20 protein-coding genes are annotated in these 22,918 nt (G+C 72.4%); 8 read left to right on the top strand and 12 right to left on the bottom strand.

Annotated features, from left to right (window positions below):
* Positions 1-53: 53 nt before the first annotated feature.
* Positions 54-1,268 (bottom strand): saccharopine dehydrogenase C-terminal domain-containing protein, encoded by a 1,215-nt coding sequence (locus ACFZDK_RS39740; RefSeq protein WP_390979982.1) that lies wholly within the window; start codon positions 1,266-1,268, stop codon positions 54-56.
* 144 nt (positions 1,269-1,412) lie between these two features.
* Here ACFZDK_RS39740 and ACFZDK_RS39735 point away from each other — a divergent pair, with 144 nt between their 5' ends.
* Positions 1,413-2,120 (top strand): TetR/AcrR family transcriptional regulator C-terminal domain-containing protein, encoded by a 708-nt coding sequence (locus tag ACFZDK_RS39735; RefSeq protein WP_390979980.1) that lies wholly within the window; start codon positions 1,413-1,415, stop codon positions 2,118-2,120.
* A gap of 69 nt (positions 2,121-2,189) precedes the next feature.
* Here the strand turns inward: ACFZDK_RS39735 and ACFZDK_RS39730 are convergent, their stop codons facing one another.
* Positions 2,190-3,074, bottom strand: a complete 885-nt coding sequence (locus tag ACFZDK_RS39730; RefSeq protein ID WP_390979978.1) for an ArgP/LysG family DNA-binding transcriptional regulator — start codon at positions 3,072-3,074, stop codon at positions 2,190-2,192.
* 86 nt (positions 3,075-3,160) lie between these two features.
* On the opposite strand from ACFZDK_RS39730, the gene ACFZDK_RS39725 reads away from it, so the two are divergent.
* Both ACFZDK_RS39725 and ACFZDK_RS39720 read left to right on the top strand, forming a co-directional pair.
* Positions 3,161-3,778: a LysE family transporter gene (locus tag ACFZDK_RS39725; RefSeq protein ID WP_390979976.1), complete on the top strand. Its 618-nt coding sequence runs from the start codon at positions 3,161-3,163 to the stop codon at positions 3,776-3,778.
* Positions 3,779-3,874: 96 nt separating this feature from the next.
* Positions 3,875-5,179, top strand: coding sequence for an MFS transporter (locus ACFZDK_RS39720; protein ID WP_390979974.1), 1,305 nt, complete (start codon positions 3,875-3,877; stop codon positions 5,177-5,179).
* Between the two features lie 4 nt (positions 5,180-5,183).
* On the opposite strand, the gene ACFZDK_RS39715 is transcribed toward ACFZDK_RS39720, so the two are convergent.
* A complete protein-coding gene (locus ACFZDK_RS39715; RefSeq protein ID WP_390979972.1) occupies positions 5,184-5,633 on the bottom strand; it encodes a cyclic nucleotide-binding domain-containing protein in 450 nt (149 codons plus the stop codon).
* Between the two features lie 396 nt (positions 5,634-6,029).
* Between ACFZDK_RS39715 and ACFZDK_RS39710 the strand changes: the two genes are divergently transcribed.
* From ACFZDK_RS39710 to ACFZDK_RS39695, 4 genes are all read left to right on the top strand, one after another.
* Positions 6,030-6,455 (top strand): ATP-binding protein, encoded by a 426-nt coding sequence (locus ACFZDK_RS39710; protein WP_390979970.1) that lies wholly within the window; start codon positions 6,030-6,032, stop codon positions 6,453-6,455.
* Between the two features lie 234 nt (positions 6,456-6,689).
* On the top strand, positions 6,690-7,520 hold the full coding sequence (locus ACFZDK_RS39705; protein WP_390979968.1) for a SigB/SigF/SigG family RNA polymerase sigma factor: 831 nt from the start codon (positions 6,690-6,692) through the stop codon (positions 7,518-7,520).
* Between the two features lie 45 nt (positions 7,521-7,565).
* Entirely contained in the window at positions 7,566-7,793 is a 228-nt protein-coding gene (locus ACFZDK_RS39700) for a DUF5133 domain-containing protein (RefSeq protein WP_390979966.1), read from the top strand.
* 5 nt (positions 7,794-7,798) lie between these two features.
* Positions 7,799-8,620: a DUF1206 domain-containing protein gene (locus ACFZDK_RS39695; protein WP_390979964.1), complete on the top strand. Its 822-nt coding sequence runs from the start codon at positions 7,799-7,801 to the stop codon at positions 8,618-8,620.
* A 7-nt stretch (positions 8,621-8,627) separates the two neighbouring features.
* Here the strand turns inward: ACFZDK_RS39695 and ACFZDK_RS39690 are convergent, their stop codons facing one another.
* Both ACFZDK_RS39690 and ACFZDK_RS39685 read right to left on the bottom strand, forming a co-directional pair.
* On the bottom strand, positions 8,628-10,877 hold the full coding sequence (locus tag ACFZDK_RS39690) for an FUSC family protein (RefSeq protein ID WP_390979962.1): 2,250 nt from the start codon (positions 10,875-10,877) through the stop codon (positions 8,628-8,630).
* Between the two features lie 16 nt (positions 10,878-10,893).
* Entirely contained in the window at positions 10,894-12,312 is a 1,419-nt protein-coding gene (locus tag ACFZDK_RS39685) for an FAD-dependent oxidoreductase (protein ID WP_390979960.1), read from the bottom strand.
* A gap of 206 nt (positions 12,313-12,518) precedes the next feature.
* Between ACFZDK_RS39685 and ACFZDK_RS39680 the strand changes: the two genes are divergently transcribed.
* The gene (locus ACFZDK_RS39680) at positions 12,519-13,328 is read left to right on the top strand and encodes a methyltransferase domain-containing protein (RefSeq protein ID WP_390979958.1); all 810 of its coding nucleotides are present in this window, start codon (positions 12,519-12,521) and stop codon (positions 13,326-13,328) included.
* 13 nt (positions 13,329-13,341) lie between these two features.
* Here the strand turns inward: ACFZDK_RS39680 and ACFZDK_RS39675 are convergent, their stop codons facing one another.
* From ACFZDK_RS39675 to ACFZDK_RS39645, 7 genes are all read right to left on the bottom strand, one after another.
* A complete protein-coding gene (locus tag ACFZDK_RS39675) occupies positions 13,342-13,773 on the bottom strand; it encodes an ATP-binding protein (RefSeq protein ID WP_390980330.1) in 432 nt (143 codons plus the stop codon).
* A gap of 121 nt (positions 13,774-13,894) precedes the next feature.
* Positions 13,895-15,799: an AMP-binding protein gene (locus ACFZDK_RS39670; RefSeq protein WP_390979956.1), complete on the bottom strand. Its 1,905-nt coding sequence runs from the start codon at positions 15,797-15,799 to the stop codon at positions 13,895-13,897.
* 129 nt (positions 15,800-15,928) lie between these two features.
* Positions 15,929-17,017, bottom strand: coding sequence for a glutamate--cysteine ligase (locus ACFZDK_RS39665; protein ID WP_390980328.1), 1,089 nt, complete (start codon positions 17,015-17,017; stop codon positions 15,929-15,931).
* Positions 17,018-17,123: 106 nt separating this feature from the next.
* Entirely contained in the window at positions 17,124-19,328 is a 2,205-nt protein-coding gene (glgB, locus tag ACFZDK_RS39660; RefSeq protein ID WP_390979954.1) for a 1,4-alpha-glucan branching enzyme, read from the bottom strand.
* A 4-nt stretch (positions 19,329-19,332) separates the two neighbouring features.
* Positions 19,333-20,700: a maltokinase gene (locus tag ACFZDK_RS39655; RefSeq protein ID WP_390979952.1), complete on the bottom strand. Its 1,368-nt coding sequence runs from the start codon at positions 20,698-20,700 to the stop codon at positions 19,333-19,335.
* Between the two features lie 66 nt (positions 20,701-20,766).
* Positions 20,767-22,485 carry a maltose alpha-D-glucosyltransferase gene (gene treS, locus ACFZDK_RS39650; protein WP_390979950.1) on the bottom strand — a complete coding sequence of 573 codons (1,719 nt, stop codon included), beginning with the start codon at positions 22,483-22,485 and terminating at the stop codon, positions 20,767-20,769.
* The coding region (locus ACFZDK_RS39645; protein ID WP_390979948.1) for an alpha amylase C-terminal domain-containing protein at positions 22,482-22,918 on the bottom strand (437 nt) is incomplete at its 5' end. The genes ACFZDK_RS39645 and treS, both read right to left, overlap by 4 nt.

Here is a 22,918-nt window from a genome sequence, read left to right as displayed (position 1 = left end):
TCACCACCGCGGACGCGGTCGAAACGGCCAAGTCCCTTGGAAATCGCGGGCGGTCACTGCTCGCGCAGGCCCCAGGGCGAGCCGTACTCGGTCAGCAGGTCGAGGAACGGGCGGGCCGGGAACGCCTCCGGGCCGAGGACGCCCGAGCCCGACCACGCGCCGGTGGCCAGGAGTTCGAGGGCGACGACCGGGTTGAGGGCCGTCTGCCACACCACGGCCTGACTACCGTACTCCGCCATGGACCACTCGTTGTCGACAACGTGGTAGAGATACATCTCGCGCGGCCGCCCGTCCTTCGTCCCGCGCACCCAGGTCCCCGCGCAGGTCTTGCCGCGCATCCGGTCGCCGAGCGTCGCGGGATCGGGCAGCGAGGCCGCGACCACGTCCCGGGGCGACACCGCGACCGGGCCGTCCGGCCCCGGCACGGTCACCGGCGCGGTGGCGTCCAGGCCCAGCAGGTGCAGCGTCTTCAGCGTGTCGATGAACTCCTGCCCGAGCCCGTACTTGAAGGTGACCCGCCGGGCGTCCACCCAGCGCGGCACCAGCAGCACCTCCTCGTGCTCCACGTTCACGCACTCCACCGGTCCTATGCCGTCCGGGAAGTCGAACACCTCGGGCTCGCTGAACGGGGCCGTGGTGAACCAGCCGCGCTCCTTCTCGTACACGACGGGCGGGTTGAGGCACTCCTCGATCGTGGTCCAGATACTGAAGGAGGGCGCGAAGTCGTAGCCGTCCACCGTCAGGTTCGCGCCGTCGCGGATGCCGATCTCCTCGATCTCGTCGAAGAGCTCGTCGGCCGCGTACCGGGCGAACACGTCGGACATCCCGGGCTCCACCCCCATCCCGACCAGCGCCAGCGCGCCCGCCCGCTCCCACTCCCCGGCCAGCGCGAACTGCTCGTCGCCCAGCTTCACCCCGCACGCCTCGTAGGGTCGCTCGGCATGCGGCCGGGACAGCGACATCGCCATGTCGACATAGGTGGCGCCGGCGGTGCGGGCGGCCCGGAACAGGGGCATGACGAAGCGCGGGTCGGTGGCGTTGAGCAGCACGTCGCAGCCCTGCCGGGCCAGCAGCGCGGCCACGGCCGCCTCGTCACCGGCGTCCACGCGCTCGGCCCGGAACCGGTCGTCGCCGACGGCCGCCACGGCCGCCTCGGCGCGGGCCGGGTCGTAGTCGGCGACGACCATCGCCTCGAAGAACGGACGGCGGGCCGCGATCCGGGTGACGGCGGTGCCCACACCACCGGCTCCCACGAGCAGTACACGCATGCAGGAATCTCCTTCTCGAATTCTCGAAACGCTCGGACAGAGAGCGAGGTCGGGTACGGGGCGCGCCTTGGCCGGAATCAAACGCCCGGCTCTCACATAAGGTCAATGGCGTTGGCATAAGACTGGACGCCAGGAGAGTGTGCGATGCCCAAACCGGTCGTCCCGGAGGAGAAGCGCCGCCGGCGCCGCCCCACCCGCGCCGGGACCGTGCTGTCGGAGGACCTGATCGTGGCGGCCGCGCTGCGGCTGCTGCGCGAGCACGGCAGCGCGGGCCTCACCGCCCGCCGGCTGGGCCTGGCCCTCGACTGCGACCCCAGCACCCTGTACCGCTACTTCCGGGGCATGGACGACCTCACCCTGGCGATCGGCGACGCCCTCATCGGTCAGGCGCTGGCCGGCTGGGCGCCGACGGGGGAGTGGCGGACCGACCTGCGCACCATCGGCCTGCGCATCCACGCCCAGTACGTGGCCCACCCGCAGGCCGCCCTGCTCACCACGAACCGCGTGACGGGACGCGCCCACGAACTAGCCGCCGACGAGGCCATCCTCGACGTCCTGCGCACAGCCGGCTTCCCCCTGCCCGAAGCCGTACGCATCTACCACGCCTTCATCGACCAGACCCTCGCCTTCGCCGCCCTGGACGCGGCATCCCTGGCCCTGCCGAAGGACTCCCAGCGGGCCGACGAGGAGAAGTGGCAGTCCACCTACGCCCGCCTCCCACCCACGACCCACCCACGCATCGCGGAAGCGGCTCCCCTGTTGGCGAAGCGCATGGTGACGAGTGCCTATCCGACGGCACTGGAGATGCTCCTGGACAGTGCAGCGCCCCGTAAGAGGCGAGGGGCTGTGTAAATATGCGGCTCCGCCGCGTGGGCGCGACCAGCCCCCACCCCCGCACCCGCTCCACCGCAGGCTGACCCCCTACGGCTGGCGCAACGCACCCCCCGCCGTACCCACCACCGCCTCCGCAACCGCCCCCAGAGCCGGCGAATCCAGCTTCCACTGCTGCCAGTACAACGGCACGTCCACCCACAGCTCCCGCGACCCGAGCCGCACCAACCGCCCCTCCCGCACCCGCGGTTCCGCCTGCGGCTCCGGCACCATCCCCCACCCCAGCCCGGCCGTCACCGCGTCCACGAACCCCTCCGACGTCGGCACGTAGTGCCGCAGCGCACTCGCGCCCGCACCCCCCAACCGCCGTACGAACCCGTCCTGGAAGTCGTCCACCCGGTCGAACACGATCACCGGCGCCTGCGCGAGCGCCTCCACCAGCTCCCCCGTCACCCACGCCGCCGCGAACTCCGGCGCCGCCACCGGCAGGTACCGCATCCGCCCCAGCGCGCGCACGGAGCAGCCCGGCACCGGATCCGGCGACGAGGTCACCGCCGCCATCACCAGCCCCTCCCGCAGCAGCGCGGCCGTGTGGTCCTCGTCCTCCCGCCGCAGCTCGACGAAGACGTGCGGCAGCCCGGTCAGCGCCGCCAGGAACCACGTCGCCAGCGAGTCCGCGTTGACCGCGACCGACACCCGGGTCGGCTCCCCGGCACCGCTCATGCCCAGCTCACCGCGCGCGTCCCGCTCCAGCCGCGCCAGCTGCCGGGCGAACCGCACCAGCACCTCGCCCGACTCGGTCGGCCGTACCGGCTTGGTCCGCTGCAGCAGCACCCGGCCGGTCCGCTGCTCCAGCGCCTTCACCCGCTGGCTCACCGCCGACGGCGTCACATGCAGGGCCGCGGCCGCCGCGTCGAACGTGCCCTCGTCCACCACCGCCAGCAGGGTCCGCACCTGGTCGAGGGGAAGCTCCACCGTCCCACTCCCGTCTTCAGTTGCGCTAAGGGTACGTAAAAATCTTTAGCTGTACGTCCAGAGATCGCTTCCCTACCGTCGAGGGCATGTCCAGCTCCCTCACCGCCGCTGCCGCCGGCTTCGGCAGCGGCCTCTCGCTCATCGTCGCCATCGGCGCCCAGAACGCCTTCGTCCTGCGCCAGGGCGTGCGCCGGGACGCGGTCCTCGCCGTCGTCGGCATCTGCGCCCTCTCCGACGCCGTGCTCATCGCCCTCGGGGTCGGCGGGGTGGGCGCGATCGTCGTGGCCTGGCCGGAGGCGGTGCGGGCGGTCGGGCTGATCGGCGGTGTCTTCCTGCTCTGCTACGGCGTACTGGCCGCCCGCCGGGTGCTCAGGCCCGGCACCGGCGCGCTGGTCGCCGAGGGCGAGGCGGCCGGCTCCCGGCGGCGCGCGGTGCTCACCTGCCTCGCCATGACCTGGCTCAACCCGCACGTCTACCTGGACACCGTGTTCCTGCTCGGCTCGCTCGCCGCCGACCGGGGCGACCTGCGCTGGACCTTCGGCCTCGGTGCCGCGCTGGCCAGCCTCTGCTGGTTCGCGGCCCTCGGCTTCGGCGCCCGGCTGCTCGGCCGGTACCTCGCCCGGCCGGCCGCCTGGCGGGTGCTGGACGGGCTGGTGGCGCTGACCATGATCGGTCTCGGTCTGATGTTGGTAACCGGATCCTGAGACAACCGGTTCGGCCGTCACGGAAGTTGCTGGGATAGTGAACCCGAACAGGAAAGATGTAGCGGGCACCAAGAGGACCAGGACACCAGGAACTCCGTGGACACCAGCGAGAGCGGCACCCAGTCCGGCATAGAGAACCCCGACGACACCGCGGCGGCCCTGCCCCGGCGCGGCTGGCGCCGCTGGGCGATGGACACCCGCCCGCTGGCCGTGCCCGCCTACCGGCGGCTGTGGTCCTCGACGATCGTCACCTCGGTCGGCAGCCAGCTCACCGCGGTGGCCGTGCCCAAGCAGATCTACGACATCACCGGCTCCTCGGCCTGGGTCGGCGCCGCCAGCCTCGCCGGGCTGCTGCCGCTGATCGTGTTCGCGCTGTGGGGCGGCGCGGTCGCCGACGCCATGGACCGCCGCAAGCTGCTGCTGATCACCAACATCGGCATCGCCGGCACCTCGCTGCTGTTCTGGCTGCAGGCCGTCACGGGCCTGGAGTCCGTGGCCGCGCTGATGGTGCTGCTCGCCCTGCAGCAGGCGTTCTGGGGGCTGAACGCCCCGGCCCGTACCGCCTCCATCGCCCGGCTGGTGCCCGAGGCGCAGCTGCCCGCCGCCAACGCCCTGGGGTCCACGGTGATGCAGACCGGCCAGGTGGTCGGGCCGCTGCTCGCCGGTGCCCTGATCCCCGTCATCGGCCTGCCCGAGCTGTACCTGATCGACGCGCTGGCGCTGTGCGTGACGGTGTGGGCGGTCTACCGGCTGCCCGCGCTGCCGCCGCTGGCGGGCACGGCGACCCGGCGGGCGGGGGTGCGGGAGATCGCGGAGGGGTTCCGCTACATCTCCCTGCACAAGGTGCTGCTGCTGTCGTTCCTCGCCGACATCATCGCGATGGTCCTCGGCATGCCCCGCGCCCTGTTCCCTCAGCTGGCCGCCCAGACCTACGGCTCCTACGGCGAAGGGCTCGCGCTCGGCCTGCTGTTCGCGGCGATCCCGATCGGCGCGGTGCTCGGCGGGCTCTTCTCCGGCACCTTCTCCCGGGCGCGCCGGCACGGCTGGATGGTGATCGGCGCGGTGGTCGGCTGGGGAGCCGCGATCGCCGGGTTCGGGCTGAGCCGCAACCTCTGGATCGCCGTGGCCTTCCTTGCCGCCGCCGGGGTCGCCGACATGGTCTCGATGGTCTTCCGGGGCGCGATCCTGCTGTCCGCCGCGACGGACGAGATGCGCGGCCGGATGCAGGGCGTGTTCACCGTGGTCGTCGCGGGCGGTCCGCGACTCGCCGACGTCCTGCACGGCACCATGGGGTCCGTTTTCGGCCCGCGCGCCGCCGTCGCGGGCGGCGGACTACTGGTCGTGGCCGTGATGCTGGCCCTGGCCGCCGCGGTCCCCGCCCTGCGCCGCTACCGCGTCTGAGTCCCTAGACGGGCCGCCGTCCGACGTAGGCGTCCAGCAGCTTGCCCCGGGTGATCTCCAGGCGGCTGGCGAGGATCTCGGCGACGGTCCGCACCAGCGAGAGTCCGAGCAGCGGGTCCTCCACGGACAGCGCGAGCACGGCCGCGGCGTCGTACTCGTAGGCCCGTACCCGGCTGAAGGCCACCGCGCCGAAGTCCCAGGTGTACGGCGGGAACAGCCACGACCAGCCGAGCAGGTCGCCGGCGCCGAGGCTGGCGACGGTGACCCGCTTGCGGGAGGTCACCTCCTGGTCCAGGTTGACCGCTCCCGAGCGGATCACCCAGAAGCGGTCGGCCGTGCCGCCCGCCTCGAAGATCCTGGTGTCCTCGGGGAAGGAGACCTCGTGAGCCAGTTCCATGAGGCGCTCGCGCTGCGCCTGGGGCAGGGCGGTCAGCAGTTTGATGGCTTTGGTCATGGCGCGGGGCTCCTCGCCGGCGAGGGTACGGGGGTTTCCCTACGCCCATTTCAGCCGCTGCCGCCGCGCCGGGCACCTCGAAGGACCGGGGCGGGCCGCCCGGGAGCCGGGAGGGCAGTAAAAAGCCCTGGCTGGACGGGGGAGGCCAGCCAGGGCCGTCAAAGATGGTCCGGGAGGACCTTACGTCTACTCCTCGACCACTTATGGGTGAACGCTAAACCATCCGGGGCGATTTCGCGCAACCGGGAACAGGGTAAGTGACCCGTTTCACTTTGGGGAAGCCCTTGCGGCCCCCGGATGCGTTTGGACGCGCCCCGAGCGGTCAGCCGAACCAGGAGAGACCGTGCGGAGGGGGGCACGGCAGCCCAACCGGTCCACCACCCAAGGAGCGAAGGGATGCGCGAGACGTATCGGACCGAACCTGCCCTGGCACCACACGAATTCCGTCGGCCGTCGTCGTCGCTGCGGCCGGCCGACGCCCGCAGAGCGGTCCGCGGCGCGGTCGCCTCACGGGCCGTGCCGTGCGCCGCCGACGCGCTCGCCGACGCCCTGCTGGTCACCTCGGAACTGACCACCAACGCGATCCTGCACGGCGGCGGGGTCACGGGCTTCCAGGTCGACGTCGACGGCTGCGCGGTGCGTGTCTCGGTCAGCGACCGCAGCGACGAGGTGCCGGTGGCCGCCCCGGCCGCCGACGACCGGGACCGCTGGCGGCCCGGCGGCCGGGGCTGGCCCATCGTCTGCCGGCTGGCCCGGGACGTGGAGATCGCCGGACTGCCCCGCGGGGGCAAGCGGATCACCGCCGTCGTGCCGCTGACCTGAGCCGGCGAACCGAACGCCCGGCGCCGGTGTTTGCGCCCGGTGCGAAGGGGCACGCGGACTGTTGTGCTTCGGACCGGAGGCGCGCGCCGACGGGAGCAGTCGCCTCACGGCGCCCAGGCTCGCAGAGCGGTCCTGGCGGTGCTCCCGCGGCGACCCCGACACCGCAGTTCGGGTCGAGTCCCGGAACCACGTTCCGGTGATGCCCTGAAATCCACAGTTCAGGAGCGATTCCGCATGCCCACCGACTTGTCGACCAGCCGTCCCCGCACGCCCGACCGCACCACCCGGGACACGCCGGCGCGTGTCCACGACGACGCACCCGACACCGCGGCCCGCTTCGCCCGCCTCGCCGCCCTCGACGACGGCCCCGAACGGGACGCACTGCGCGACGACCTGGTGGCCGCCTGGCTGCCGATGGCCCACCGCATCGCCGGCCGCTTCCGCGACCGCGGCGAAGCCGTCGAGGACCTGCGCCAGGTCGCCGCCCTCGGCCTGGTCAAGGCCGTCGACCGCTACGACCCCGCCCGCGGCGCCTTCGAGAGCTACGCGGTACCCACCATCACCGGCGAGGTCAAACGCCACTTCCGCGACCGGATGTGGGCACTGCGCGTACCCCGCCGGGTCCAGGAACTGCGCAACCGGGTCCGGGTGGCCCGCCGCGAACTCACCCAGCTCCCCGGCACCCCCGAACCCACCACCGCCGACCTCGCCGCCCACACCGGTCTGACCGAGGGCGAGGTCACCGCCGGCCTGGAGGCCCTGGACAGCTACAGCACCCTCTCCCTGGACGCCGAACTCGCCACCGGCGACGAGGGGTACAGCCTCGCCGAGACCCTCGGCCAGGCCGAAGGGTCCTACGACGTCGTCGTCGACCGGGAAGCGGCCAAGGAAGGCCTGCGCCGCCTGCCTGAACGCGAACGCGCCATCCTCTACATGCGCTTCTTCGAGGACATGACGCAGAGCCGCATAGCCGACCAGCTGGGCATCTCCCAGATGCACGTCTCCCGCCTCATCAGCCGCAGCTGCGCCCGGGTACGCGCCGAGGCTCTGGGCCGGCCTTCCTGACCCCTGCCGCCGTGCGGCTGCCCGCGAGACCGAGGAGCGACCGTCATGCTGATGCCCGACCCCGTCATCCCGGGCACACTCGTGGACGAGTACGAACGTCTCCTCGCCGGCCGGCCCTTGACCGCGCTCCTGTCACCGGATCCGCGCCTGCGTGACCTGGCGTACCCGCTGTGCGTGATCACCGGGACCCGGGACGTGCGGATCGCTCTGCAGGCGGCCCCGTGTCATCTCCCCGCCACGACCGCCCTCGTCCCGCCGGCGGCGACGGAGTGACTCCCGTGACCCCCGCCTCGCCCGCCCCCACCGTGGCCCGCCCCCGTCCCGCTGCCCGCGGGACGGCGTGGGCCGCCAGGGCCGGCCTGGTGGCCTGGGGCGTGATCTACCTGCTGGTGGGTCTGCTGGCGCTGCGCGTCGCCCTCGGTGACCGGCGGCAGCAGGCCGACCGCAACGGCGCCCTCGCCGAACTCGCGAACCGGCCGTTCGGTGCCGCCCTGCTCTGGGCGCTGGGCCTCGGGCTGGTCGGCATGGCCGTATGGCGGCTGTCCGAGGCCGTGTTCGGCGTGGTCGGCCCCGACGGCCGCACCGCGCACATGCGCCTGCTGGCCCTCGCACGTTGCCTCTTCTACACGGTCGTGGCCTGGTCGGTGCTGGAGTTCGCGGCCGGCGTGGGCGGCGGCTCCGGGGACGCGGCGTCCCGGGACCTCACGGCCAGGGCGCTGGGCCTGCCCGCCGGTCAGTGGCTGGTGGCCGCCGTCGGCGCCGGCATCGTGGTGACCGGGGTGTGGACCGGCGTCCAGGCCGTACGCCGGGACTACTACCGTGAGCTCAAGGCCGGCGCGATGGCCGCGCCGGTGCGGCGCGCCGTGGACGTGACGGGCGTCGTCGGAGGTCTGGCCCGTGCGGCGGTGTTCGTGGCCGCGGGCGCCTTCGCGGTGCGGGCGGCGGTCGACTACCGCCCCGACCAGGCGAAGGGCGTGGACGACACCCTCCGCTCCTTCGCCGCCACTCCGGCGGGCCCCTGGCTGCTCGCGGCCGTCGCCGTCGGCCTCATCCTGTTCGGGCTGTTCGCCTTCGCCCTGGCCCGCTGGCGCCGGGTGTGACACGCCGTCACACCGCGCGCGCCCGGACCGGTACCTGCAACGGACGGGCCAGGCCGGCCACCGCCTCGTCGAGGCGCTGCAGATGCCGGAGCACCCGGTCGGTCACCCGGCCGTAGCGCGGGGCGCCCAGCGTGCCCGGCTGCAGCATCGCCGCGATGCTGGGGCCGGTCTCGATCTCGGCGACGGGCTGCTGGCCGGCCACCTGGGCGCTGATCGCCTCGATGTTGTGCACGATCCGCCGGCCCGCCCCGCGCAGCCGGGGATCCGCCGCGATCGCCGGATGGGTGGGCAGCAGCTCCGCCGTCGCCGCGAGGGACCGCGCGTGGTAGGCACAGGTCTCCAGGAGCGCCACCACATAGCGCGCGGTGTCCCGGCGGGAGCGCAGCGGGGTGATGGGATGCGTCAGCGGCTGCACGGCCGCCCGCAGATCGGCCAGCGCCTGGTCCAGGTCCCGGGCCTTCTCCACCAGGTCGACCGGCGGCGCCCCGCTCAACTGGTCGGCGGCGGCCCGGGTGACGTCGGCCAGCCGGTCCAGCGTCTTGACGAGCAGTTCGTCGGTACGGCGGTCGGTGTGCACCGGCAGCACCAGCGCCGCCGCGATCACCCCGCACACCGCGCCGAGCGCCGTCTCCGCGATCCGCAGCACCAGGACGTCCAGGCTGTAGGTGTTCAGCAGTGTGTACAGCAGGCCCAGCATCGCCGTCACGAAGAACGACATCAGGGTGTACGACAGCGGCGCCGAGTAGAACATCGCGAAGATGAAGAGCAGCACCAGCCCGAACGCCGTCCAGGTGTGGTGTCCGACCAGCCCGGCGAGCCCGATGCCGGCCACCACGCCGAGGACCGTGCCGAGCAGCCGCCGGTAGCCCTTCACCAGGATCTCGCCGGTGGACGCGGTGTTGATGAACACGATCCAGCAGGTCAGCACCGCCCAGTACCAGCGCTGGGCGGACAGGAACTCGCCGCCGACGATGGCCAGCGACGAGCCGACCGCCACCTGCACCGCCGCCCTGGTGGTGGGCCGGTGCAGCCCGGTCTCCTCCTCGGACTCCTGGTCCTGCTCCTCGGTGCCCTCGATCGCCGCGTCCTCGGCGTCCAGTTCCTCGCGGGACCGGGAGGTCGCCGGAGTGTCGTCGGACTCGTCCTGCGGCCCGTCCAGCGCGATCCGCAGCCCCAGCACCGCCCGCGCCGCCTCGCCGATGCCCCGGAAGACGTCCTGGACGGCCGGGGAGCCGGGCGGCAGGTTCTCCTCCTCCCGGTAGCCGAGGAGCCGGTTGCGCAGCCCGGACAGCGCGGTCCCCGCCTCCGGACCGGCCGGCCGCAGCACCAGCAGCCGCAGCGCCTCCAGATCCAGCCGCAGCCGCTCCATCGCCTCGTCCCGCACCGGCTCCCGGGCCGCTGACGGCAGCGGGGCGCCCGGCAGATGCAGGGTGAGGGTGTCCGCCCGCCGCGCGCTGCGCGCGGTGAGCAGCAGCAGCCCGAGCCGCTCGGCGGCGATCTCGGCGTCCGCGATCCGGCGCTGCACCAGCCGGGCCACCGCCTCGTCGGAGGTGCCGTCCGTGAGCCGCCCCTGGATCAGCAGCGCCGTCTCGTGCAGCCGGGCGGTCCTGACCCGGACCTCCTCCACCGTCTTGTCCAGGTCGTGCGGGCCGGCGTCGAGCAACTCGGCCTGCGCGGAGACCAGGTGCGCGAACCGGGCCCGGAAGGCCCGCCGCAGCCTGTCCAGGATGCCCGTGGGCGTCTGCCGTACGAGGACGAAACGCGCCACCGCCGCGCTGCCGAAGGCCACCGCGATGGTCACGTACAGACCCGGCAGCGCGGACAGGGTCGCGTGCACGAACAGCGAGGCGAAGTAGATCTGGAAGCCGATCAGGCCCAGAGCCGTGCCCCGGTCGCCGAAGCGACGGCCATAGACCGCGCAGAAGATGAGCGCCACGAAGAACAGGTCGCCGATCACGACCCGGGAGTTGAGCAGCGCGCCCAGCGACATGGAGGCCAGCGCCACCGGCAGGCCGAGGGCGAGCGTGACGGCCTGGGCGCGGCCCTGCTTCTCACGGATCGCGAAGGTGGCGACCATCGCCGTGATCGCCCCGGCCACCAGGTGCGACACATCGGCCCGCAGCGCCGCGAGGACGCCCAGGGTGAGCGCGATCGAGGTGACCGTGCGCAGCCCGGCGGTGAAGCGGAGCAGCCCGGGGTCGGCCGCGGCGAGCCGCCCCCTGACCTCCGCCCACGCCGGCCGGCCCGCCGCTCTCACTCCGCCGCGCTCTGCGTCACGCGGTCGGGCCGCCGGGGGCCTCGGCGCGCGCCCGGACCTGCTCCGGGGTCAGATAGGTGTCCGTGTACTCGAAGTCCTTGAGCCGGGCGGGCTTGCGGGACTGGAAGCCCGTACGGACGAAGTCGTCACCCGCGAACGCGTTCAGCAGCCAGTTGGTCGCGACCCGGGTCTTGGCCACGTTGGTGCGCAGCGCCGACCAGTGGTAGCCGCGGGCCACCGCCTGGGCCAGCAGCCCGCGCAGTTCGATGCCGAGCGGCTTGGACACCGCGTCCTTGCCGCCGAGGTCCACCACCAGCCCCAGGTCCTTGTGCGCGTACGGGTGGAGCGGCCCGCCCCGCAGGGTCGCGATGACGTTGTCGGCGACCGCCTTGCCCTGCCGCATGGCGTGCTGCGCGGTCGGCGGGCAGACCGCGCCCGCCTCGTCCTTCGCCTTGTCCGGTACAGCGGCCGCGTCGCCGAGCGCGAACACCCCGTCGTGGCCCGGCAGGGTCATGTCGGCGTCGACCGCGAGGCGCCCGCGGACCGTCTCCGCGCCCAGGGTGGCGATCAGCGGGCTGGCGACCACCCCGGCCGTCCAGATCAGCGTGTGGGTGGGCACCACCCGCCCGTCGGTGAAGGTGACTTCCTCGGGTCCCGCCTTCTCGATCGACACGCCCAGGGAGACGTCGATGCCGCGCCGGGCCAGGATCTCCTGGGCGCTGCGGCCGAGTTTGTCACCGAGTTCCGGCATCAGCTTCGGGGCGATGTCGATCAGGTGCCACTTGATCAGCTTCGGGTCCAGGTTCGGATAGCGGTGCAGGGCGGCATGGGTGAGCTTCTGCAGGCAGGCCGCGGTCTCGGTGCCCGCGTAGCCGCCGCCGACCACCACGAACTGCAGCCGCGCGGCCCGTTCCGCCGGATCGTCGCTGGCGTCGGCCAGGTCGAGCTGGGAGATCACGTGGTCGCGGATGTAGGCGGCCTCGGCCAGGGTCTTCATCCCGAAGGCGTGCTCGGTCAGACCCGGGATGTCGAAGGTGCGGGTGACACTGCCCGGCGCCAGCACGATGTAGTCGTACCGCTCGTTGACGAGCTGCTCGGTTATGGTGCGGATCACGCACACCTTGGACTTCAGGTCCACGCCGATCGCGCCGCCCGGGATGATGCGGGTGCGGTACCGCTTGCTGCGGCGCAGCGAGACCGCGATCGACTGCGGCGTCAGCACACCCGAGGCGACCTGCGGAAGCAAGGGCAGATAGAGCTGGTAGGAGGTCGGCGACACCAGGGTGAGGTCGGCCTCGTCGGGGGCGAGTTTGCGCTCCAGTCGGCGCACGCATCCCACTCCGGCGAAGCCTGCGCCCACCACCAGGATCCTGGGTCGTGTCACGGTGTCATCCCTTCCGCTGCTCCGGGCCGTCCGGCTCGACGCCGTTCGCATGCCCCGGAACGCTTGCCTCGCACCACATCGATCCCACCGTGCCCGAAGCCGTTCCGCCAGCCGGGCGGAGCAGGCAGACGAACGCGTGGGCTCCAGCATGCCCCTGGATCGTCCTCGGAAACCGGCTGTCGCACAGATAAACGGGGGACCGGCGTCCGGTTCGAGGCCGCCCCACGGCGATCACGTACGCCAGTAGAGTGCGCGCCATGGCGCAGACCCAGCCCGGAACGGGCTTCCAGAAGCGGCACATCGACCCCGACCGCGTGGCCCCGCTGGTGGGTGCCCTGGACACCCAGGACGCCAATCCGGGCGTACGACGGCTGCGCGCCTGGGCCGAGGAGGCGCTGGTGGTCCGGCCCGGCGAGCGGGTCCTCGACATCGGCTCCGGAACCGGCTCGCAGACCCGGGTGCTGGCCGCCGCCGTCGGCCCGGACGGGGTCGCGATCGGCATCGAGCCCAACCCGGGGCTGCGCGCGGTCGCCGAGGAGCGCTCCGCGGACAGCCGGGTCCGCTACACGGAGGGCGACGCGCTCGCCCTGCCGCTGCCCGACGGCTCGGTGGACGTCGTCTGGTGCGAGCGGGTCCTCCAGCACCTCCCCGAGCCCGACAAGGCGGTCGCCGAGATGGCCCGGGTGCTGCGCCCCGGCGGCCGGGTGGCGCTGCTGGACACCGACTGGGCGACCACGATCCTGCACCCCGGCGACCCGGAGGTGGTGCGCGCCCTCACCTCGGCCGTCCTGAACGGCGCCAACCCCTGCTCGGGCCGCCGGCTCGTGGGGCAGGTCAGCGCGGCCGGGTTCGTGGTCGACGACCGCGGCTCGCAGGCCCTGCTCCAGGACCACCGCTCGGTCGCCTGGCCGGTGATCCGCATGCTCGGCGAGTCCGCGGTCCGCACCGGAGCCCTCACCGAGGAGCGCCGGGACGCCCTGTACACCGAACTCGCCGAGGCCGCCGAGCAGGGCGCGCTGCACATGTCGGTGACCATGTTCGGGGTGGTCGCGCACCGGCCCGCGTGAGCGTGCCCGGCTCTCACCAGGGCAGGAAGGCGTGGACGTCCTTGCCGTCGTCGGTGAGGACCACGCTGACCTGGTCGCACAGTGTGTGCAGCAGGTGCCAGCCGACACCGCCCCCGCCCCGCTGCGGTTGGAAGGGCCGTGGCTCGGGCCGGACCTGGCTGCTGTCGTGCATGGTGACATGCACACCGTCGTACGTGCGGCGCATCCGCAGCGCGAAGGGCCCCGGCGCGTACTGGACCACGTTGGCGGCCAGCTCCGTCACGACCAGCAGGATGTCGTCCCAGCTCTCGGGGGCGGTGGGCGGCGTGGCCCGGGCGAGGTCGGCGAGGTAGCCGTCGGCGGCGAGCCGGGCGCCGGTCACATTGCGCAGCTCGCCCGGGAAGGCGACCATACGCTCGAAGGTCTCCTCCACCGGTGGTCTGCCCCGTCGTGGCCCGGTCGCCATCTCGTCTTCCCCGGTCCGGGTGCGTGGGCGCTGGTCGTCCGCGCGCTGTGGGCTGTCGTCGTCGTTCATCGGCTCTCACCGCGACGAGTTCCCAGCGAACGGCCGGATACCCCTGATCCGCTCAGCGGAACACGTTGTCCGAGTCGTCCCAGTCGGCCGGCTCCGGCGGGCCCGGCCGCCGTACCGCGTGCGAGCGGGCCTGGTACATGGCGTCGATCTCGGCGGCATAGTGCCGCGCTATCGCGTCCCGGCGCAGCTTCATCGACGGCGTCAGCATCCCGTTGCCCGGGGCGAACGGTTCCTGGAGCACCCGGTAGACACGGATCGACTCGGAGCGTGACACCACGCTGTTGGCGGAGGCGATGGCCCGGGCGATCTCCTCGCGCAGCGCGTTCTCCTCCCGGGCCTCGCGCCCGGGTGAGTCGCCCGAGACCGCCAGGCCGCCCCGCCAGTGGGCCAGGAAGTCCGGGTCCAGGGTGATCAGCGCGCCCACACAGGGCCGGTCGTCGCCGACGACCACCGCCTGGTGCACGAGCGGATGCATCCGCAGCCGCTGCTCCAGCGGGGCCGGGGCCACGCTCTTGCCGCTGCTGGTGATGATGATGTCCTTCTTGCGGCCCGTGATGGTCAGATAGCCCTCGGAGTCGAGCCGCCCGATGTCCCCGGTGGCCAGCCAGCCGCCGCGCAGCGCGGCCCGGGTCGCGTAGTCGTCACCGACGTATCCCTGGAACACGGACGGCCCGCGCACCAGGATCTCGCCGTCGTCGGCCACCTGGATCTGGGTGCCCGGCAGGGCCTGGCCCACCGTCCCCGACTTCTCCCGGCCCAGCGGCTGCATGGTGATCCCGCCGCTGGACTCGGTCAGGCCGTAGCCGTCGTGGACGTACATCCCGATGCCCTCGTAGAACAGGGTCAGTTCACGGCTGAGCGAGGAGCCGCCCGAGGTGGCCCGCAGCACCCGGCCGCCGAGCGCCCCGCGCAGCTTGCGGTACACCGTCCGCTCGTACAGGGCGTGTTGCAGCCTGAGGTCGAAGCCCGGGCCCGCGCCGGTGCCCAGCCGCTGCCGCTCCTGGGCGGCGGCGAAGTCCCGCGCGGTCTCCGCGGCCCGCTCGAACAGGACCCCCCGGCCGTGCTGCTGCGCGGTGCGCAGGAACGTCTTGTACAGCTTCTCCAGCACCGACGGCACGGCGTACAGATAGGTCGGCCGGAAGGTGCCCAGCGCCGCGGCCAGCGCGGTCTCCGACATCTCCGGCTCGTGGGCCATCAGGATCCCGCCGCGCAGACACAGCACCATCACCATCAGGCCGTACACGTGCGAGAACGGCAGGTAGGCCAGCACGGAGGCCTGTTCGCCCGGGCGCGCGGCGGTGTGCCCCCAGCCCGCGAGCAGGGTGTCGCACGGGTACGCCAGCCCGCGGTGGCTCAGCGCGCAGCCCAGCGGACGGCCCGAGGTGCCGGAGGTGTAGGTGATGGCCGCGGTCGAGTCCGGCATCACGATCCGGCGCAGCGACTCCACCGTGGTCAGCGGGACGTACAGGCCCTTCTCCACCAGCTCGGGCAGGGCCCCCGCGTCCAGCTGCCACACGTGTCGGAGCCCGGGCAGGCTCTCGCAGACGGTGCCGACGGTCATGACCGCCTTGTCGTCCTCGACCACCACGGCCACACAGCGGGCGTCCCGCAGGATCCACTCGACCTGGTCCCGGGAGGACGTCGGGTGGATCGGGACCACCTCGGCCCCCACCGACCAGAGCGCGAGGCACAGGACCGTCCACTCGTAGCGGGTCCGCGCCATCACGGCCACCCGGTGCCCCGGCGAGATCCCCGACGCGATCAGACCCTTGGCCAGATCGACCACTTCGTCCCGCAGTTCGACCGCGGTGATCTCCTCCCAGCCCGCGAGGGCGCCCTCGGGCCGGCGCGCCAGCACCGGCAGGGTGGGGTTCCGGTCCGCCGTCTCGAAGACGCTGTCGGCGAGACCGCCGGTCAGGGTCGAAGCGGTCGTCGGAGCGAGGGCGTAGTCGCGCATGCACTGCTCCTGGAAGTACGGAGGGTGACCCTCCCGATCGGTACTGTTGTCGACGCGGGTCGAATCTAGCCCAGGTGAGCACGGCCCGTGTCGGGAACGGTCAACTCGTTTCCACCCGATGACAAGAGGTCAGCCCTGGGTACGGCGCACACACGCGACGACGACGTCCCGCAGGCTGCCGGTGCGCTCCAGGAACCCCCGCTGTTCACGGGCGCCGGTACCCCTGTGCAGCAGCTGTGCGACGGCCTCCTCGACGAGGCGCGCGTCACCGCTGTCGGCGAGCGCCTCCGCCGTGTGCGCCACCAGCGCACGCACCACGTCGACCGCGGGCCGCGGCCGCATGGTCGCCGGATCGAGCAGTTCCTGGTCCAGTCCGGAGCGGGCGGCCTGCCAGGACGCCAGCCGGAGCATGCTCACACTGTGGTCGAGCGGCGGCCGGCCCGCCCGCCAGTCCCGGGCGGCCGTCTCCACCAGGGCACGGGCCAGCGTGGCCACGAGGACGGTGGTGTCGGCCCGCAGGCACACGTCGGCCACCCTGATCTCCACCGTCGGGTAGCGCACGGCCAGCCGCGCGTCGAAGTACACCATCCCCGCGTCGAGGATGACCTCGCTGGCCACCATGTCCGCGACCCGCCGCCGGTACCCCTCGGCCGAGCCGAACAGCTCGGTCGGCCCCGCCGACGGGCCGCGCGCCCACAGCCGGCTGCGGTAGCTGGCGTAGCCGGAGTCCCGGCCCTGCCAGAACGGCGAGTTGGCGCTGAGCGCCCGCAGCACCGCGAGCCACGGCCGCAGCCGGTCCAGGACGGCGACGCCCTCCTCGGCGGACTCCACCGACACGTGCACATGGCAGCCGCACACGAACTGGTCCAGCGTGGCGGTCCCGAACCGCCCGGCCATCCACCGGTAGCGCTCGTGCGCGCTGAGCGCGGGGGTGACCGGCAACGGGCAGGTGGCGAGCGCCGCGACCGCGCAGCCGATCTCACCGGCGAGCCGCGCCGCCTCCTTGCGGCAGCGCAGGATCTCGGCACCGAGGTCCGCCATGTCCCGCTGCGGAGTGGTGGCGAGCTCCAGCATCTGCCCGAACAGCTCCTTCTGGAACACCACCTGTCCGGGATCGTCCCGGGCCGCACGGTCGACGACGGCCGCCGACCCGGGCATCGGCTCCCCGGTGTCCGGGTGGACCAGCAGGACCTCTTCCTCCACTCCGACGGTACGCAGCACTGGGGACCGCCCTCCGGCCGGGCCGCGACCGGGCGCGGCGGGGTCTTTCCACCCGGACTGCCCGGACCCGGCCGCGGAAACACGTCCTGGCTCCGTCGACGGGCTAGGGGACGACAGGCTCCAGCCACACCGTGGCGAGCGGCGGCAGCGTCAGCCGGAGAGCGCCGTCGTCGGCCAGCAGCGGCCCCCGGCCGACGACGTCCCCGCCGCCGTAGCGCGCGCTGTCCGTGTTGAGGATCTCCTGCCAGACGGGCGCCGCCTTGGGCACGCCGAGCCGGTAGCCGGGACGGACCACGGGGGACAGGTTGGAGACCGCCAGCAGGGGCCGGGCCTCGGCATCGAACCTCAGAAAGGCGAAGACGTTGTCCTCGGCCGCGTCCCCGAGGACCCACTGGAAGCCCGCCGGATCGGTGTCGCGCTGCCACAGGGCGGGGCGGGTGCGGTAGACGGAGTTGAGATCGCGGACCAGATCCCGGACACCCCGGTGGTCGGCCTCCGCCCCGTACCCGGGGTCGAGCAGCCACCAGTCCGGGCCGTCGGCCTCCGACCACTCACCGCCCTGGGCGAACTCCTGACCCATGAAGAGCAGTTGTTTGCCGGGATGGGCCCACATGAAGCCCAGATAGGCGCGGTGATTGGCGCGTTGCTGCCACCAGTCGCCGGGCATCTTCGACACCAGCGAGCGCTTGCCGTGCACCACTTCGTCGTGGGAGATGGGCAGGACGTAGTTCTCGCTGTACGCGTAGACCATCGAGAACGTCATCTCGTCGTGGTGGTACTTGCGGTGCACCGGCTCGTGCCGGATGTACTCCAGCGAGTCGTGCATCCATCCCATGTTCCACTTCAGCCCGAACCCCAGACCGCCGCTGTCCGTCGGCCGGGTCACCCCGCCCCACGCCGTGGACTCCTCGGCGATGGTCACCACACCCGGCGCGCGCCGGTACACGGTCGCGTTCATCTCCTGCAGGAACGCCACCGCGTCCAGGTCCTCGCGCCCACCGAAGACGTTCGGCGTCCACTGCCCGGAGTCCCGCGAGTAGTCGAGGTAGAGCATCGAGGCGACCGCGTCCACCCGCAGCCCGTCGACGTGGAACTCCTCGCACCAGTACACCGCGTTGGCGACCAGGAAGTTGCGCACCTCCACCCGGCCCAGGTCGAACTCGTAGGTCCCCCAGTCCGGATGCTCGGCCCGCCGCTCGTCCCCGGGCTCGTACAGCGGATCCCCGTCGAAGCGGGCCAGCGCCCAGTCGTCCTTGGGGAAGTGGGCGGGTACCCAGTCCATGATCACGCCGATGCCGGCCCGGTGCAGGGCGTCGATCAGGTACTTGAGGTCGTCCGGGGTGCCGAGCCGGGAGGTCGGCGCGTAGAAGCCGGTGACCTGGTAGCCCCAGGAGGCGCCGAAGGGATGCTCGGCGACCGGCATGAACTCGACGTGCGTGAAACCGAGGTCGCTGACGTACGCGGGCAGTTGCTCCGCCAGTTCGCGGTAGGTCAGGCCCGGGCGCCAGGACGGCAGATGCACCTCGTACACCGAGAACGGCGCCTCGTGCACCGGGGTGTCACCCCGGTGCGCCATCCACTCCGCGTCGCTCCACTCGTACCGGGACACCGCCACGATCGACGCGGTCGCCGGCGGCACCTCCGTGCGCCGCGCCATCGGGTCGGCCTTGAGGAACCGGCCGCCGTACCGGGACGTGATCTCGAACTTGTAGCGGGCCCCCTCGCCCACCCCCGGCAGGAACAGCTCCCACACCCCGGCGGCGCCCAGCGAGCGCATCGGGTACTGCGTGCCGTCCCAGCAGGTGAAGTCCCCGGCCACCCGCACCCCCTGGGCGTTCGGCGCCCACACCGTGAACCGGGTCCCGGCCACCCCGTCCAGGATCATCGGCTCCGCACCCAGCGCCTTCCACAGCTGCTCGTGCCGCCCCTCCCGGATCAGATGCAGGTCGAGCTCACTCAGCGCGGGCAGGAAGCGGTACGGGTCGTGCACCTCCTGCTCGCCGTCCCCGTACTCGACGAGGAAGGTGTACGACGGGACCTCGGCGTACGGCAGCACGGCCGCGAACAGCCCGTCCTCCTCCGGCGCCAAGGGGCTGCGGACCCCGTCGGCCAGCACGCTCACGGCACGGGCCTGCGGGCGCAGCGCGCGGAAGAGGATGCCGCCGTCCACCCGGTGGGCGCCGAGCAGGGCGTGCGGATCGTGGTGGGCGCCCGCCAGCAGCCGCCCGCGGTCGCCGAGGTCAAGGGGCGGAGCCGTGGGAAGGGAGGGACCCGAGGGTTCGGGGAGCGAAGAGTCACGCAGGGCCATCAGGTCAGCCTCCCCAGCGGGCGAGCCGCTCGATCGCGGCCATCGGAACCGGAAGCCAGGCCGGCCGGTGCCGGGCCTCGTACACCACCTCGTACACCGCGCGGTCCGTCTCATAGGCACGCAGCAGCGCGTGTTTTTTGCGCGGATCCCAGCCGGTCCGCGCAGCGTAACCCGCGCAGTACGCCTCCCGGCAGCGGCGGGCCCACTCCGGGCGCCAGGGACGGCGCTGCCGGGCCGCGTAGTCGAAGGACCGCAGCATGCCGGCCACGTCCCGCACCGGGGACTGGTTGCCGCGCCGCTCGGCGAGCGGCCGGGACGGCTCGCCCTCGAAGTCGATCACGAACCACTCGCGGTCCGCCCGCAGCACCTGACCGAGATGCAGATCGCCGTGGACGCGCTGGGCGAGCGGCCCCGCGTCGCAGGTGGCGAGCGCGTCGAACGCGCCCCGCAGCCCCGGCACGAACGGCCGCAGCGCCGGTACCGCGTGCGCGGCCGCGTCCAGCCGTGCCGACATCGCCTCCGCGGTCCGGCCGTGTTCGTCGTGGACGGCGGACGGGAACGCCGCGGCGAGCGCGAGATGCACCTCGGCGGTGGCCCGGCCCAGCTCGTGCGCCTCGGTGGCGAAGTCGTCCCCCTGCGCGAGTGCGCGCAGGGCGAGGGTCCAGCCGTCGGCCGCGTCCGGCAGGAAGGGCTGCAGCACCCCGAGGGTCGCCGGGCTGGGCTCGGTGGTGCGGAACCAGGCCACCGGCGCGGGCACCCGGGCACAGCCCTGCGCGGCCAGCGCCCCCGACACCTCCAGGTCCGGGTTGATGCCGGGCTGTATGCGCCGGAACACCTTGAGGATGTAGGAGTCGCCGTACACCAGCGAGGAGTTGGACTGTTCGGCGTCCAGCAACCGGGGCGCGAGTCCGCCGGGTAGCCGGGCGTCCGGGGCGGACTCGAAGCGCAGCGGCCCCGCGGTGCCGGGCATCCGCAGCCGCTCCAGGAGCATCCGGGCCGCGTCCGGGTCGTGCAGGGCGTCGTAGACCGCGAGCCCGGCCAGTGGACCCTCCTCGGCCCGGCCTATGTACGCCCGCTCCAGCCGGGGCGTGCGCTGTTCGCGTACCGAGAGCAGGAGTTGGTAGCAGTCACCCGACGGGGAGGAGCCGCCGCCGTCGGAGTGGTCGGCGTGGACGAGCAGATGCAGACAGCCGGGGAAGAGCTCGGTCAGGGACAGCACGGACAGCTCCGTGACGGGCCGGTCCTTGCCCGCGAACCAGCGCTGCCGGGGCAGCCAGTCGCGCAGCATTCCGCCCAGCGAGGCCAGCGGCCGGTCGAGGCCCGCCGCCGTGCTCCGCCCCGGCCGTCGGGGGAGGTCAACGGTCTTCGTCATGGTGAGGCGTCCTTTCCTCGGCTCGGCACGCTGGGTTCCGCAATCCGCACGCTCGCTTCCGCACCCTCAGTTCCGACTGCCGATGCGGGAGGCGGCCCGGGAGAGCCGGAACCAGTAGAAGCCGTGCCCCGCGAGGGTGAGCAGATACGGCAGTTCACCGATCGCGGGGAAGCGCACGCCGCCGATCAGCTCGACCGGATGCCGGCCGTCGTACATCCGCAGATCGAGCTCGGTGGGCTGCGCGAACCGGGAGAAGTTGTGCACGCACAGGACCAGGTCGTCCTCGTACTCCCGCAGGAACGCGATCACCGCCGGATTGGAGGACTGCAGCTCCGTGAACGTCCCCAGTCCGAAGGCAGGATTCTGCTTGCGGATCTCGATCATGCGGCGGGTCCAGTGCAGCAGCGAGGAGGGCGACGACATGGACGCCTCGACGTTGGTGACCTGGTAGCCGTAGACCGGGTCCATGATGGTCGGCAGGTACAGCCGCCCCGGGTCGGAGGAGGAGAAGCCGGCGTTGCGGTCGGGGGTCCACTGCATGGGGGTGCGGACGGCGTCGCGGTCGCCGAGCCAGATGTTGTCGCCCATGCCGATCTCGTCGCCGTAGTAGAGGATCGGTGAGCCGGGGAGCGAGAGGAGGAGCGCGGTGAAGAGTTCGATCTGGTTGCGGTCGTTGTCGAGGAGGGGGGCGAGGCGGCGGCGGATGCCGATGTTGGCGCGCATCCGTGGGTCCTTGGCGTATTCCGCCCACATGTAGTCGCGTTCCTCGTCGGTGACCATCTCCAGGGTCAGCTCGTCGTGGTTGCGCAGGAAGATGCCCCACTGGCAGCCGGACGGGATGGCCGGGGTCTTGGCGAGGATTTCCGAGACCGGGTAGCGGGACTCCCGGCGCACGGCCATGAAGATCCGTGGCATGACCGGGAAGTGGAACGCCATGTGGCACTCGTCCCCGCCCTTGGCGTAGTCGCCGAAGTAGTCGACGACGTCCTCCGGCCACTGGTTCGCCTCCGCCAGCAGCACGGTGTCCGGGTACATCGCGTCGATCTCCTTGCGGACCCGCCTCAGGAACTCATGGGTGGGCGGCAGGTTCTCGCAGTTGGTGCCCTCTTCCGCGTACAGGTACGGCACCGCGTCCAGCCGGAACCCGTCGATCCCCAGGTCCAGCCAGAAGCGCAGAGCCGCCAGGACCTCCTCCTGCACCGCCGGGTTCTCGTAGTTGAGGTCCGGCTGGTGGGAGAAGAAGCGGTGGAAGTAGTACTGCCCGCGTACGGGATCGAAGGTCCAGTTGGAGACCTCGGTGTCGACGAAGATGATCCGCGCGTCCTGGTACTGCTTGTCGTCGTCGGCCCACATGTAGTAGTCGCCGTACTGCCCGTCGGGGTTCTTGCGGGACTCCTGGAACCAGGGGTGCTGGTCGCTGGTGTGGTTGACGACGAAGTCGATGATGACGCGCATGCCGCGCTGGTGGGCGGCGTCGACGAACTCCACGAAGTCGGCGAGGTCACCGAACTCGGGCAGCACGGACGTGTAGTCCGCGACGTCGTAACCACCGTCCCGCAGCGGCGACTTGAAGAACGGGGGCAGCCATAGGCAGTCGACGCCGAGCCACTGCAGGTAGTCGAGCTTGGCGGTCAGGCCCTTGAGGTCGCCGATGCCGTCGCCGTCGCTGTCGTGGAAGGAGCGGACCAGGACCTCGTAGAAGACGGCGCGTTTGAACCAGTCGGGGTCCCGGTCCTTGGCAGGCGTGTCCTCGAAGGTGTCCGGGACGGGGTCGTTGACAGTCATGACGCGCAGGGCCCTCCGTTCGCTGGTGTCGGTCGCTCTACCTGGAGCACATGCGCCGGAGTCTGTCCGGGGGTGAGGCGCACATAGTTGGTCCTGCCCCATGCGTAGGCCCCACCCGTCAGTTCGTCCCGCACGGACAGGACGGAGTTCCAGTCCAGGCCGAGTTGCGGCATGTCCAACGAGACCGTGGCCTCCTGGGTGTGGTGGGGGTCGAGGTTGACGACCACCAGGACCGCGTCCGACCCGCTGCGCTTGCTGTAGGCGATGACGGAGTCGTTGTCCGTGTGATGGAAGGTCAGATTGCGCAGCTGCTGGAGCGCGGGGTGGCGGCGGCGGACGGTGTTGAGCCGGGTGACGAGCGGGGCGATTCCCTCGGTGTCGGCCCGGGCCCAGTCGCGGGGCTTGAGCTGGTACTTCTCGGAGTCGAGGTACT

The organism is Streptomyces sp. NPDC007901, assembly GCF_042959465.1.
In the GTDB taxonomy this organism is placed as follows: Bacteria; Actinomycetota; Actinomycetes; order Streptomycetales; family Streptomycetaceae; genus Streptomyces.
The sequence above is the reverse complement of the archived record's forward strand: the minus strand, read 5'-3'. Positions and strand labels throughout refer to the sequence as shown.

Excerpts from the sequence above, each read along its gene's own strand:
- ACFZDK_RS39705 (WP_390979968.1), top strand. The coding sequence starts at position 6,690 with ATGCCCACCGACTTGTCGACCAGCCGTCCCCGCACGCCCGACCGCACC.
- ACFZDK_RS39675 (WP_390980330.1), bottom strand. The coding sequence starts at position 13,773 with ATGGCGACCGGGCCACGACGGGGCAGACCACCGGTGGAGGAGACCTTC.
- ACFZDK_RS39740 (WP_390979982.1), bottom strand. The coding sequence starts at position 1,268 with ATGCGTGTACTGCTCGTGGGAGCCGGTGGTGTGGGCACCGCCGTCACC.
- ACFZDK_RS39655 (WP_390979952.1), bottom strand. The coding sequence starts at position 20,700 with ATGACGAAGACCGTTGACCTCCCCCGACGGCCGGGGCGGAGCACGGCG.
- ACFZDK_RS39735 (WP_390979980.1), top strand. The coding sequence starts at position 1,413 with ATGCCCAAACCGGTCGTCCCGGAGGAGAAGCGCCGCCGGCGCCGCCCC.
- ACFZDK_RS39670 (WP_390979956.1), bottom strand. The coding sequence starts at position 15,799 with ATGCGCGACTACGCCCTCGCTCCGACGACCGCTTCGACCCTGACCGGC.
- glgB (WP_390979954.1), bottom strand. The coding sequence starts at position 19,328 with ATGGCCCTGCGTGACTCTTCGCTCCCCGAACCCTCGGGTCCCTCCCTT.
- treS (WP_390979950.1), bottom strand. The coding sequence starts at position 22,485 with ATGACTGTCAACGACCCCGTCCCGGACACCTTCGAGGACACGCCTGCC.
- ACFZDK_RS39715 (WP_390979972.1), bottom strand. The coding sequence starts at position 5,633 with ATGACCAAAGCCATCAAACTGCTGACCGCCCTGCCCCAGGCGCAGCGC.
- ACFZDK_RS39700 (WP_390979966.1), top strand. The coding sequence starts at position 7,566 with ATGCTGATGCCCGACCCCGTCATCCCGGGCACACTCGTGGACGAGTAC.
- ACFZDK_RS39685 (WP_390979960.1), bottom strand. The coding sequence starts at position 12,312 with ATGCGAACGGCGTCGAGCCGGACGGCCCGGAGCAGCGGAAGGGATGAC.
- ACFZDK_RS39710 (WP_390979970.1), top strand. The coding sequence starts at position 6,030 with ATGCGCGAGACGTATCGGACCGAACCTGCCCTGGCACCACACGAATTC.
- ACFZDK_RS39680 (WP_390979958.1), top strand. The coding sequence starts at position 12,519 with ATGGCGCAGACCCAGCCCGGAACGGGCTTCCAGAAGCGGCACATCGAC.
- ACFZDK_RS39725 (WP_390979976.1), top strand. The coding sequence starts at position 3,161 with ATGTCCAGCTCCCTCACCGCCGCTGCCGCCGGCTTCGGCAGCGGCCTC.